Source organism: Intestinimonas sp. UBA1698 (genome assembly GCF_002320075.1).
In the GTDB taxonomy this organism is placed as follows: domain Bacteria; phylum Bacillota; class Clostridia; order Oscillospirales; family Oscillospiraceae; genus Intestinimonas; species Intestinimonas massiliensis.
The window spans coordinates 19538-32097 of record NZ_DCJO01000030.1 but is presented as its reverse complement, the minus strand read 5'-3'; the positions used below and the strand labels follow the sequence as shown (position 1 = coordinate 32097).

Here is a 12560-nt window from a genome sequence, read left to right as displayed (position 1 = left end):
ACGCAATTCAGGTCCACCTGGGCCGCCGAGTCCTCCTCGTAGCACAGATCCAGCAGCAGCTCGTCGTCCACGATGCCCGCCGAGATGGCCGCCACGCAGGTCCGCAGAGGCATCTCCTTCAAAGCGCCGTCCTCCACCAGCTTGTGCAGGGCATAGCTGAGAGCCACAAATCCGGCGGTAACGCTGGCGGTGCGGGTGCCGCCGTCCCCCTGGAGCACGTCGCAGTCCACGGTGATGGTGCGGGGCCCCAGCTTCTCCAGATCCACCGCCGCCCGGAGGGCGCGGCCCACCAGCCGCTGGATCTCGGCGCTTCTGGGGGAGAGCTTCAGCTTGGCGATGTCCCGCTTGGAGCGCTCCCGGTTGGCCCGGGGCAGCATGGAGTACTCGGCGGTGACCCAGCCCTCCCCCTCGGGGACGTGGGGCGGGGTGCGCTCCTCCACGGAGGCGGTGCACAGCACCTGGGTATTGCCGCAGCGGATCAGGCAGGAGCCCTCCGCAAATTTGTTGATGTTGGGGATGATCTCGATGGGGCGCAGCTCGTCGCCGGCCCGTCCGTCGATTCGTGCCATGTCCATTCTCCTTTTTTTGCTACACCAGCGCCTCGGTAAAGGCCGCGGCGTCGAAGGGCCGCAGGTCCTCGATCCCCTCGCCCAGGCCGATATATTTGACGGGGATCTGAAGCGTGTCCGCAATGGCCACGGTGACCCCGCCCTTGGCGGTGCCATCCAGCTTGGTGAGGACGATGCCGGTGACCCCGGCGGACTCCCGGAACTGCTTGGCCTGGATGAGGCCGTTCTGGCCGGTGGTGGCATCCAGCACCAGCAGGGTCTCCCGGCTGGCACCGGGCAATTCCCGGTCGATGACCCGGGAGATCTTGCTCAGCTCGTTCATCAGGTTCTGCTTGTTGTGCAGCCGCCCGGCGGTGTCCACCAGGATCACGTCGGCGCCCCGGGCCTTGGCGGCGGAGACCGCATCAAAGACCACGGCGGCGGGATCGGCCCCCTCGTGCTGCTTGACGATGTCCACCCCCGCCCGCTGGGACCAGACGGTGAGCTGGTCAGCGGCGGCGGCCCGGAAGGTATCTCCGGCGCACAACAGGACCTTTTTTCCCTGGGCCTTGAGCCCGGCGGCCAGCTTTCCGATGGTGGTGGTCTTGCCCACCCCGTTGACCCCGATGAAAAGGACTACCGCCGGTCTGGTATCCAGCGCCAGGCCGGTATCCCCCACGTTCAGCATATCCTGCAGCACGCGGCGCAGGCAAGCGCGGACCTCGTCCCGGTCCTTGAGCTTCTCGCCCCGGACCCGCTCCCGCAGCTCCTCCACCGCCTTGAGGGTGGTGTCCATCCCCATGTCGGAGAGGATGAGGGCCTCTTCCAACTCGTCATAGAACTCGTCGTCGATGGCGGAAAAGCCGGCAAAGAGGTTCAGCTTTTTGATTTTATCCAATAATCCCATAGTCCTTGTTCCTTTACTTAATCTTTAGTTCCGCTTCCACGTCGTTCAGGTTGATGGTCAGCAGTCTGCTGATGCCCTGCTCCTGCATGGTGACGCCGTAGAGCACGTCGGCCTCCTCCATGGTGCCACGCCGGTGGGTGATCACGATGAACTGGGTCCGGTCGGCCATTTGGCGCAGATAGCGGGCGAACCGGGTGACGTTGGCGTCGTCCAGCGCGGCCTCGATCTCGTCCATGACGCAGAAGGGGGTGGGGCGGACCTTCAGAATGGCGAAGTACAGGGCGATGGCCACAAATGCCTTTTCCCCGCCGGACAGCAGGGAGAGCACCTTCAGGGCCTTGCCGGGGGGCTGGACCCGGATCTCGATGCCGCAGTTGAGGATGTCCGTCTCGTCCTCCAGCTCCAGGGTGGCCTTGCCGCCGCCGAAGAGCTCCAGGAAGGTCTCGCCAAACGCCTGGTTGATGATGGAAAACTGCTGGGCAAAGATGGCCTTCATCTCGCCGGTGATGTCCGCGATGACGCGCTCCAGCTCCGTCTTGGACTTCTGCACGTCGTCCCGCTGGCCGGTGAGGTAGGTGTATCGCTCGTTGACCCGCTGGAACTCCTCGATGGCGTCCAGATTGATGTTGCCCAGGCCGGAGATGGCGCGCTTCAGCTCTCCGATGCGCCGCTGGGCCTTGGGTATCGACTCCAGCGTCTGGCGCTGGGTCCGGGCCGCCTCGTGGGAGAGCTGGTAGGTCTCCCACAGTTTGTCCAGAATCTGCTTTTCTTCCAGCTCGGCGGCCACTTTTTTTTGCTCCAGCACCGAGACCTCCCGCTCCATGGAGAGAAGCTCGGCATTTTTGTCCCGGCTCTCCCGGTCCGCCCGGTTGCGCTCTCCCTCCAGCGCCAGCTTCTCCTGGTTCAGCCGCTGGATGGCCTCCTCCTTTTCCCGGTTCTCCTCCCGGATGGTCTGGAGGACGCTCTCCTTCTCGCCGATCTGGGCGGTGAGGGTCCCGTTTTTCTCCTGGAACTGGGCCAGCATGGTCTCCCGCTCCGCCCGGTCGCCGGTGATGTCCGCCCGCAGGCTCTCCAGCTCGCTCAGAGCCTGCCGGGACGCCGCCTGTTCCGCCTCCAGAGCGGCCAGCTCCAGATTGAGCCGCGCAGCGTTCTCGTTGACCTGCTCCATCCGGGCCTTCAGGTCGTCCTGTCCGGCCGCCTTACCCTCGGCCTCGGCCCGCAGGGCGGCGGCGGAGCCCTCCAGGGCCTGGATGCGCGCCCGGGCATTCCGGGTGTCCTCCTCCGTGCGGCGGCTGCGCGTCTCGATCTGCTCCAGCTCCCCGCGCAGCTCCCCGCGCTGGGCCTCCTGGCTCTCCAGCATCTGGGCGAAGTGGGCGCCCCGCTCCTCCAGCTTGAGGATGCTGTCCTCCAGCTCCCGGCGCTGGGCCTGGGCGGTCTCCAGCTCATAGGCGGCGGCGGTGCGCTCCCGCCGCGCCTCCTCCACCGCCCGCTGGGCCTCCGCCCGCTGGGCCTGGAGGCCCTCGCTCTGGGTCTGAAGCCGTTCCAGCTCGTTGGCCCGGGACAGGATGCCCGCGCTGTGGGACACCGAGCCGCCGGTCATGGAGCCGCCGGGGTTCAGGACCTGGCCGTCCAGGGTGACGATCTTGAAACGGTGGCCGTATTTCCGGGCCATGGCGATGGCGGTGTCCATATCCTCCGCGATTACCGTCCGGCCCAGCAAGTTGGAAATAATCTTCGCATAGCGGGGGTCGAACTCCACCAGCTCGTCCCCCAGGCCCACAAAGCCCGGCTCCTGAGCCGCGCTCCGTTCCCGGAAGTCGGAGGGGCGGACGGTGTTCAGGGGCAGGAAGGTGCAGCGGCCGCCGTCCCGGCGCTTGAGGTACTGGATGGCCGCCTTGCCGTCGGCCTCGCTGTCCACCACCACATGCTGCATAGCGCCCCCCAAGGCGATCTCTACGGCCACGGCATACCGGTCGGGCACATGGATGAGCCCGGCCACCGGGCCGTGGATATGCTTCAGGTTTCCCCGCTCGGCCTCTCCCATCACCAGCTTTACCGCCTTGGAGTAGCCCTCGTAGAGCTTCTCCATCTCGGCGAGCATATGGATGCGGGAGGCAACGGCATTCTCCTCCATCTGGAGCTTGACATGGGCCTCCTCGGCGGCCCTGGCCTTCTTCTCCCGGCTGTCCAGGCGCATGGTGTAGCCGCTGATGATGTTCAGCAGGGAATCCCGGTCCTCCCGGGCCTTGGCCAGCTCCTTCCCGGCCCGGGCGGCCTCCTCCCGGGTCACGGAGAGCTTTTGCTCCCCCTCGGCCAGCTCCTGCCGCACCGCCTCGTCCCGGTCCAGCAGCTCCTGGGCGGCGGCAGCCAGCGCGGAGAGCAGGGCTCTGGCCTCTGCGGCGGAGGCGGTCTCCACGGCCTCCTTCTGCCGCAGGGCCTCCAGCTCGGCCTGCAGGGTCCCGGCGCTCTGGCTGACCTGGCGGCCGGCCTCCTCGGCGGCGGCCCGCTGGGCCTGCAGCGCCTCCATCCTTCCGGCGATCTCGGTCAGGCGAGCCTGCCGTTCGGCGATCTGACCGGAGATGGACCCGGCCCGGCCCTCCTGGGCCTCCAGCTCCCGCCGGACCCGGTCGGCATTCTCCAGATTGCTCTGAATCCGAGCCTTCAGCACCGCCACGGCCCGCTCACACTCGTTGGCGTCGGCCTGTCGCTGCTGCATCTGGAACCGGATGCCCTCGGCCTCCATATCCTTTTCCCGCATTTGGGCAGCGTAGCCCTCGGCGGCGGCGTAGAGGCTCTCCAGCGCCTGCTGGGCCTCCCCCTTCTGACGGACGGCATTGTCATAGTCGCTCAGGAGCTTGCGGGCGCTGGAGCGCAATCTGTCGAGCTGATCCAGCCAGACCGAGATCTCCAGCCCCCGCAGCTCGTCCCGGAGGACCAGATACTTCCGGGCCTTCTCCGACTGGGCCCGCAGGGGCTCCACCTGGAGCTCCAGCTCGTCGATCTTGTCGTTGATGCGCACCAGGTTCTCCTGGGTGCGCTCCAGCTTCCGCTCGGCCTCCTCCTTGCGGTGGCGGTAGCGGGAGATGCCGGCCGCCTCTTCAAAGACCTCCCGGCGGTCGGCCGACTTGACGGACAGGATCTCGTCGATCTTGCCCTGACCGATGATGGAGTAGCCCTCCCGGCCCAGACCGGTGTCCATGAACAGCTCGTTGACGTCCCGGAGCCGCACGGCGTGGCGGTTGATGAAGTATTCACTCTCCCCCGAGCGGTAGTACCGCCGGGTGACCATGACCTCACTCTCCTCCATGTCGAAGAGGCGGCCTGAGTTGTCCAGCACCAGAGAGACCTCCGCAAAGCCCAACTGCTTGCGCCGCTGGGTGCCGCCGAAGATGACGTCCTCCATCTTGCCGCCCCGGAGGGCCTTGGTGGACTGCTCCCCCATGACCCAGCGGATGGCGTCGGAGATGTTGGACTTTCCACTGCCGTTGGGGCCCACGATGGCGGTGATATCCTGGTCGAAGGTGAGGACCGTCTTGTCAGGGAAGGATTTGAACCCCTGGATTTCCAGCGCCTTTAAGTACAAATGCTACACCTGCCCGTCTGTGAGGCTATGAATACTGTATTATACCAAGTTTCACAGGGGTTTGCAAATCTTTTGCCCGCAGAAAGGGGACGGGCCGCCGAAGCAGTCCGTCCCCGGGCGCACGCCCCTTATTTTGCGAAAAACTTCTGGTAGTAGCCCATGACGAAGATGACCAGCACGATAATGGGCAGGATGCGGCTGACATATACCCGGGCCCACTTGGGGAACTTCACTCCCTGCCCGGCGTCAGCCTCTTCGATAAAGTTCTTCCAGCCCCAGCCCCGGCGGGAGGTGCAGAACAGCAGGTAAACCAGCGAGCCCAGGGGCAGCAGGTTGTTGGAGACAACAAAGTCCTCCAGATCCTGGATGTTGCCCACCGGGGTGGTAAAACCGCTCCAGACGTTGAAGCCCAGCACACAGGGCAGAGACAGCAGGATCAGCGCCGCGCCGTTGACCACGATGGCCTTTTTCCGGCTCCAGCCCAGGTCCATGGCGAAGGCCACAATGTTTTCAAACACGGCAATGATGGTGGACAGGGCCGCGAAGGACATGAACAGGAAGAACAGCCCGCCCCATACATTGCCCAACGGCATCTGGTTGAACACGTTGGGCAGAGTCATAAACACCAGGCCCACCCCCTGGTCGGGCTGCACCCCGAAGGCAAAGCAGGCGGGGAAGATGATGAGCCCGGCGATCAGGGCCACAAAGGTGTCCAGCACCCCCACGCTGATGGCCTCGCCGGTGAGGGAGCGCTCTCGGCCGATGTAGCTGCCGAAAATCGCCAGGGCGCCGATGCCCAGGCTCAGGGTAAAGAAGGCCTGGCTCATGGCGTCGTAGATGGCCGCGCCCAAAATGAAGCTGCCCTCGGCGTCGTAGAGCAGATTGTGGAAGTCGGGCACCAGATAGAACCGCAGGCCCTCCATCGCCCCATCCAGCGTGACGCTGCGAACCACCAGCACCAGCATGAGCAGGAGCAGACAGGTCATCATCACCTTGGTGATGCGCTCCACGCCCTTTTGCAGGCCCAGGGAGCAGATGCCGAAGCCCAGCAGCGTGACCACCAGCATCCAGCCGATCATGGGGCCGGGCTGGGCCAGCATGTCGAAAAAGACGCCGGTGACGGCGCCGGAGTCCATCCCCTGGAACTCGCCCAGAAACATCTTGCAGACGTAGGCCAGCATCCAGCCGCCCACGGTGGTATAGAACATCATCAGCAGGTAGTTACCCGCCATGGCGCCGTAGCGGTACAGGTGCCATTGGGTCCCCTTGGGCTCCAGCACGTTGAAGCTGAGGGCGGCCGACTTCTGGCTGGCTCGGCCCACGGCGAACTCCATCACCATGATGGGCAGGCCCAGGATGACCAGAAAGACCAGATAGACCAGCACAAAGGCCGCCCCTCCGTATTTTCCGGTGATGAAGGGGAAGCGCCATACGTTCCCCAGACCAATGGCGCAGCCGGCCGAAATCAGAATAAAGCCCAGCCGGGATGCAAATTTCTCTCTCTCCACGTTGTGTCCTCCAACTTCCTTGTTTTTGGATCTGCGCGGTGGCATCTTCTCTCCGGGCCGCCGCCCCTGGCGGCCCCCTCTCCGGTTATCTGCTCAGCTTCTGGATCGCGGCCTTGGCCGCCATCTGCTCCGCTTCCTTCTTGCTCCTGCCCTCGCCGGCGCCCACCGGCGCGCCGTTCAACTCCACCTCCACGGCAAAAACCTTGGCGTGGTCGGGCCCGCTCTCGCCGGTGAGCCGGTAGCTGAGCACCTGACCGCTCTCCCGCTGGACCAGCTCCTGGAGCGCCGTCTTATAATCCCGGGTGCCCCCCTGCTCCCGCCGGTTGTCCGTCAGAATGAATCGGGTAATGAGCTTCCGGGCCGAGCCAATGCCTCCGTCCAGATAGACCGCCGCGATGACGGCCTCCACCGCGTCGGCCTGGATGGACGGCCGTCTGCGGCCGCCCCCCGCGTCCTCACCCCTGCCCAGCTTCAGATAGCTCCCCAGCTCCAACTGGGCGGCCACCTCCACCAGGCTGTCCTCACACACCAGGGCGGCCCGGGTACGGGTCAGCTCCCCCTCGGGCATGTCCGGATGGCTGCGGAACAGGTAGTCGGCCACCACCATGCCCAGCACCGAGTCCCCCAGAAACTCCAGACGCTCGTTGCTGGTCTCCCCCTTCGCCCGATTCTCGTTGGCGTAGGAGCTATGGGTCAGGGCGTTTTCCAGCAGGGCCGGATTCCCGAAGGAATAGCCCAGCTTTTCCTCCAGCTTCTTCATGTCTTCCTCCATGTCATAAAGAGAGGCCCCGCTTCCGCGGGGCCTGCATGTGTCGTCCAATACCGCTTTCCAATCAGGTGTCCAGCTTGTTCTGCAGGTAATTCACCAAATCTCCCACCGTGGTGATGGCGGAGATCTCGTCCTCGCCCATCTCAGAGACGCCGAACTCCTCCTCCAGAGCCATAGACAGCTCCACAATGTCCAGAGAATCGGCGCCCAGGTCGTCCTCGAACGTGGTATCCACCGTGATCGTATCCGCCTCCACGCCGAACTGCTCGGAAATGAGCTCGCACAGTTTCTCGAAAATCATATTGACTCGACTCCTTCATGGGATGTTTTTACACTCACATAATAGGGAGATTTTCCCCCAGTGTCAATAGATATTTTCCAGCTTTTTATGGACCATTCAGAAAAAATGCGATGTCGGGCGCCATTTTCCTCTTCTGGGCGCAGATTTTTTGCATAAAAGACAACCAAAACAGTTTTTATGACGGTTCAGTCCGCCGCCGCCCCGCTCTTGTCCCCCGCCGGCAGGCGCATGTACTCGATGTTCTCCGCGATATCCTCGATGAGTCCGGAGGCTGCGAAGCCGGCCGCCTGGCGGATGGCGTTCTTGATGGCAAAGGCGTCGGAGGAGCCGTGGGCCTTGATGACCGGCTTGCAGATACCCACCAGGGGGGTGCCCCCCACCTCGCCGGAATCCAACAGCTTTTTGAAGTGGGAGATGCCGTCCTTGACGCACAGTGCCCCCAACTTGGTGATCAGGTTCTTCTTGAACATGCCCTTGAGCTCCCGGGCCAGGAAGCCGCCGGTGCCCTCCATGGTCTTGAGAAAAATGTTGCCGGAGTAACCGTCAGACACAATGACGTCCACCTCGCCGCAGACCGCCTCCCGAGCCTCCACATTGCCCACGAAATGGATGCGCCCGGCGTCCCCCGCCCCCTTCAGGAGCTGGTAGGCCTCCCGCTGCAGGTCGGTACCCTTGGAGGGCTCGGCCCCGATGTTCAGCAGACCCACCCGCGGCTCGGGGCGGCCCAGCACGTGCTCGGCGTAGTAGGAGCCCATGAAGGCGAACTGGAGCAGATACTCCGGGGTGCACTCGGCCGTGGCGCCGCAGTCAACGAGGACGGCCCCCCCCTTGCCGGTGGGGACCACAGGGGCCATGGCCGCCCGTCGGATGCCCTTGATACGCTTGACCAGCAGCGTGGCGGCAGAGAGCAGAGCCCCCGTGCTGCCGGCGGAGACGAAGGCGTCCCCCCTGCCCTCCTTGAGCATATTGAGGCCCACGGTGAGGGATGAATTCTTCTTTTCCTTGAAGGCGGTGGCGGGGTTGTCGCACATCTCCACCACCTGGTCTGCGTGGGCGATCTCCACCCCGGCGGGCAGGTCGGCCACGCCGTTTTCCTTGAGGCACTTGAGGATCTCCTCCCCGCGGCCCACCAGGACCACCTCCACGCCCAGCTCCTTCACCGCGTCCAGCGCGCCCTTGACGTTGCAGGCAGGGGCGTTGTCGCCGCCCATGGCGTCCACGATGATCTTCATAGCATACCTTCTCTCTGTTCCATCTATTTCTCGTTCTTCAGGTCCAGTCCAGGGTCTCCAAAAGCCCCAGCGCGCGCTGGGACAGCTCGGCGTTCTTGTTTCGCTTGCCCTTGACCCGGTGATCCAGGGGCGGGATGATGCCAAAATTGACGTTCATGGGCTGAAAATCCGCAACGCTCTCATTGCTCACGTAGAGGGCCAGGGCCCCCAGGGCGGTCTCCTGGGGAAAATCCACCGGGGGCTTGTCCAGCAGCCTGCGGGCGAGCTCCACGGCGCACAGGAAGCCGGAGGCGATGGACTCCACATAGCCCTCCACCCCGGTGATCTGCCCGGCGAACATCAGCCGCTCGTTGCCCCTCACCCGGTAATAGCGGTCCAGCAGCCGGGGAGAATCCAGGTAGGTGTTGCGGTGCATGACCCCGTAGCGGACGAACTCGGCGTTTTTCAGAGCGGGGATCATGGAGAACACCCGCCTCTGCTCCGGCCACTTCAGGTGAGTCTGGAAGCCCACCAGGTTGTAGATGGTACCGTCCGCGTTGTCCTTGCGGAGCTGCACCACCGCGTAAGGGGTCTGTCCCGTTCTCGGGTCCCGCAGGCCCTTGGGCTTCAGGGGGCCGTAGCGCAACGTGTCCACCCCCCGCCGGGCCATGACCTCCACGGGCATGCAGCCTTCAAACACGCTCTTGTCCTCAAAGCCGTGGACCTCCGCCTCCTGAGCGGCGCACAGCTCCCGCCAAAAGGCGGCGTACTCCTCCTCGCTGAGGGCGCAGTTGACATAATCCGCCGTCCCCTTGTCGTAACGGGAGGCAAACCAGGCGTGGTCCATGTCCACGCTGTCAAAGGTGACCAGTGGGGCCGCCGCGTCGTAGAAATTCAAATAGCGGCTCCCGGGCAGCAGCCGCTCGATCTCGGCGCTGAGGGCCTCGGAGGTCAGGGGGCCGGAGGCCACAATGACCTGTCCGCGGTCGGGGATCCGCCTCACCTCCCCCTCCTCCACGGTGATGAGCGGGTGGCTGCGGATCTGCTCGGTGACCGCCCTGGAGAAGGCGTGGCGGTCCACCGCCAGGGCCCCTCCCGCCTCCACCCGGTGGGCGTCGGCGCAGGCCAAGATCAGGGAGCCGCTGCGGCGCAGCTCCTCTTTCAAAAGCCCCACCGCGTTCTCCAACTGGTCGGAGCGCAGGGAGTTGGAACACACCAGCTCGGCATACTCCGGCGCGTGGTGGGCGGGAGTCATCTTCTCCGGCTTCATCTCATGCAGGACCACGGGGACGCCCCGGCCGGCAAGCTGCCAGGCCGCCTCGCAGCCCGCCAGTCCCGCCCCGATCACGCTCACAGGCTCCATGCTCATGCCTCCGCGGCGGCCTTTTTGGCCGCCGGCTTCTTTGCGCCGGTGGTTTTCTTGGCCCCAGTGGTTTTCTTGGCCCCAGCGGTTTTCTTGGCGGCGGCCTTTTTGACCGCGGGCTTCTTGTCGGGGGCCTTTTTCACCGCCTTGGGCTCCTCCGCCGCCTCGGCAGCGCGCTCGGCACCCGCCCCGTCCTCCGCCGCCGGCTCGGCGGCGGGCTTTTTCTGATAGCCGCCCCGCTTGTCCTCCGGCGTAAAGTTACCGCAGTCCGGATTGATGCAGAAGGGCTTTTTGAACCCTCGGCCCGACTTCTTGAACATCGTCCAGCCGCACTCCGGACAGTTGTCCTTCACCGGCACGTCCCAGGTCATGAAGTCGCATCTCTTTCCGTCGTCCTTGCTGGAGTTAAACTCGCAGCCGTAATAGGCATACCCCTTCCGGGAGGTCTTTTTCAGGATGCGGCCGCCGCACTTGGGACACTTGCCCGGCATCTCCACCACGATGGGCTGGGTGTGGGAACACTCAGGCCAGCCGGGACAGGCCAGAAAACGGCCGAACCGGCCGGACTTATACACCAGATTGCGTCCACACAGGGGGCAGATCACGTCGGAGACCTCGTCGGGGACCTTGATGCGCTCCCCGTCCAGATCCTGCTCCGCCTGGGCCAGCTCCTTCTGGAAGCCGCCGTAGAATCCGGAGAGCAGGTCCTTCCACTTCTCCCTGCCCTCCTCCACCTGGTCGAGCTGCTCTTCCATCTGGGCGGTGAAGGCGGTGTCCACGATGTCGGGGAATTTGTCTTTCATCAAGCCGGTGACCACATCCCCCAGCGGGGTGGTGCGCAGGTATTTGCCCTCCTTCACCACATACTCCCGGTCCAGAATGGTGGAGATGGTGGGGGCGTAAGTGGACGGGCGGCCGATGCCCTTCTCCTCCAGCGCCTTGATCAGGGTAGCCTCGGTGTACCGGGCGGGGGGCTGGGTGAAGTGCTGCTCGGGCTTGAGCTCCTTCAGCGCCAGCGCCTCCCCCTCCTTCAGGTCGGGCAGGGGGGACTGGACCTTCTCCTCGTCCTCGTCCTTGCCCTCCACGTACACGGCGGTGAAGCCGGAAAACTTTAGGGAGGAGTGATTGGCCCGGAAGCGGTAGCCCGCGGACTCCACCTCGATGGCCACGCTGTCATAGACGGCGGAGGCCATCTGACAGGCCAAAAACCGGCTCCAAATCAGCTTGTAGAGCCGGTACTGTTCGCTGGTCAGATCCTTCTTGATGTCCTCAGGGGTCAGGCGCACGTCGGAGGGCCGGATGGCCTCGTGGGCGTCCTGGGCCCCGGATTTGGTCTTGTAGTGCCGGGTCTTGTCCGGATAATAGTCCTTGCCGTAGCGGCTGATGATCAGCTCCCGGGCGGCCGCCAGGGCCTCCTCAGACAGGCGCAGGGAGTCGGTACGCATATAGGTGATGAGGCCCACGGTGCCCTCGCCCTGGATGTCCACACCCTCGTAGAGCTGCTGGGCCACCGCCATAGTCCGCCGGGGCGTCATGCCCAGCTTGCGGCTGGCCTCCTGCTGGAGGGTGGAGGTGATGAAGGGCGGCGCGGGATTGCGGGTCTTGTCCTGGCGCTTGACGCTCTTCACGGTAAAGGGGGCCGCCTTCACGGCGTCGCTGACGGTCCGGACCTCCTGCTCGCTGCGGAGCTCCTGCTTCTTCTCCGCGCCGTGGAAGGCGGCGGTGAAGGCCCCCAGATTGGGGGAGATGCGGCTGAGGTCGGCGTCCAGGGACCAGTATTCCTGGGGCTGAAAGGCCCGGATCTCCTCCTCCCGCTCGCACACCAGACGGGTGGCCACCGACTGGACCCGTCCGGCGGACAGGCCCCGGCGGATTTTTTTCCACAGCAGCGGCGAGAGCTGGTAGCCCACGATGCGGTCCAGGATGCGGCGGGCCTGCTGGGCGTCCACCAGGTCCTGGTCGATGGCCCGAGGGGCGGCGATGGACTCGTTGACCACTTTTTTGGTGATCTCATTGAAGGTGACCCGGTAAGTGCGGTCGTCGGGCAGCTCCAAAAGCTCCTTGAGGTGCCAGGAAATGGCCTCTCCCTCCCGGTCCGGGTCGGTGGCCAGAAAGACCTTGTCGCTCTGCTTGGCCGCCTTTTTCAGGTCGGAGATGACCTCCTCCTTCCCTTTGATGGGCTGGTAGTCCGGCACGAAGCCGTGCTCCACATCCACGCCAATCTTGCTTTTGGGCAGGTCCCGGACGTGGCCCATGGACGCCTTGACCTGATAATCCGGTCCAAGGTATTTGCCGATGGTCTTGGCCTTGGCCGGAGATTCTACAATGACTAAGTTCGATTTCGCCACAGTTTACCTCCAGGGTTTTATT

The 12560-nt window shown here is 64.5% G+C and carries 9 protein-coding genes; all 9 read right to left on the bottom strand.

Annotated elements, in window-relative coordinates:
* Window positions 1-569 (bottom strand): ribonuclease PH (rph, locus tag B3H64_RS05915; protein ID WP_286733729.1); only part of this gene is annotated, 569 nt, incomplete at its 3' end.
* Window positions 570-588: 19 nt separating this feature from the next.
* On the bottom strand, window positions 589-1455 hold the full coding sequence (gene ftsY, locus B3H64_RS05910; protein WP_050618064.1) for a signal recognition particle-docking protein FtsY: 867 nt from the start codon (window positions 1453-1455) through the stop codon (window positions 589-591).
* A gap of 13 nt (window positions 1456-1468) precedes the next feature.
* Entirely contained in the window at window positions 1469-5038 is a 3570-nt protein-coding gene (smc, locus tag B3H64_RS05905) for a chromosome segregation protein SMC (protein ID WP_286733727.1), read from the bottom strand.
* 128 nt (window positions 5039-5166) lie between these two features.
* Entirely contained in the window at window positions 5167-6591 is a 1425-nt protein-coding gene (locus B3H64_RS05900) for a sodium-dependent transporter (protein ID WP_286733725.1), read from the bottom strand.
* Between the two features lie 40 nt (window positions 6592-6631).
* Complete coding sequence (gene rnc, locus B3H64_RS05895; RefSeq protein ID WP_286733723.1) at window positions 6632-7306, bottom strand: ribonuclease III; 675 nt, start codon at window positions 7304-7306, stop codon at window positions 6632-6634.
* Window positions 7307-7379: 73 nt separating this feature from the next.
* Complete coding sequence (gene acpP / locus B3H64_RS05890) at window positions 7380-7616, bottom strand: acyl carrier protein (protein WP_286733721.1); 237 nt, start codon at window positions 7614-7616, stop codon at window positions 7380-7382.
* Between the two features lie 185 nt (window positions 7617-7801).
* The gene (plsX, locus tag B3H64_RS05885) at window positions 7802-8848 is read right to left on the bottom strand and encodes a phosphate acyltransferase PlsX (RefSeq protein ID WP_286733719.1); all 1047 of its coding nucleotides are present in this window, start codon (window positions 8846-8848) and stop codon (window positions 7802-7804) included.
* A gap of 37 nt (window positions 8849-8885) precedes the next feature.
* The gene (gene trmFO, locus B3H64_RS05880) at window positions 8886-10190 is read right to left on the bottom strand and encodes a methylenetetrahydrofolate--tRNA-(uracil(54)-C(5))-methyltransferase (FADH(2)-oxidizing) TrmFO (RefSeq protein WP_050618058.1); all 1305 of its coding nucleotides are present in this window, start codon (window positions 10188-10190) and stop codon (window positions 8886-8888) included.
* 2 nt (window positions 10191-10192) lie between these two features.
* Window positions 10193-12538, bottom strand: a complete 2346-nt coding sequence (topA, locus tag B3H64_RS05875; protein ID WP_050618057.1) for a type I DNA topoisomerase — start codon at window positions 12536-12538, stop codon at window positions 10193-10195.
* Window positions 12539-12560 lie beyond the last annotated feature (22 nt).

Coding starts and splice junctions, on each gene's coding strand:
- ftsY (WP_050618064.1), bottom strand. CDS start 1,455: ATGGGATTATTGGATAAAATCAAAAAGCTGAACCTCTTTGCCGGCTTT.
- B3H64_RS05900 (WP_286733725.1), bottom strand. CDS start 6,591: ATGCCACCGCGCAGATCCAAAAACAAGGAAGTTGGAGGACACAACGTG.
- rnc (WP_286733723.1), bottom strand. CDS start 7,306: ATGAAGAAGCTGGAGGAAAAGCTGGGCTATTCCTTCGGGAATCCGGCC.
- acpP (WP_286733721.1), bottom strand. CDS start 7,616: ATGATTTTCGAGAAACTGTGCGAGCTCATTTCCGAGCAGTTCGGCGTG.
- plsX (WP_286733719.1), bottom strand. CDS start 8,848: ATGAAGATCATCGTGGACGCCATGGGCGGCGACAACGCCCCTGCCTGC.
- trmFO (WP_050618058.1), bottom strand. CDS start 10,190: ATGGAGCCTGTGAGCGTGATCGGGGCGGGACTGGCGGGCTGCGAGGCG.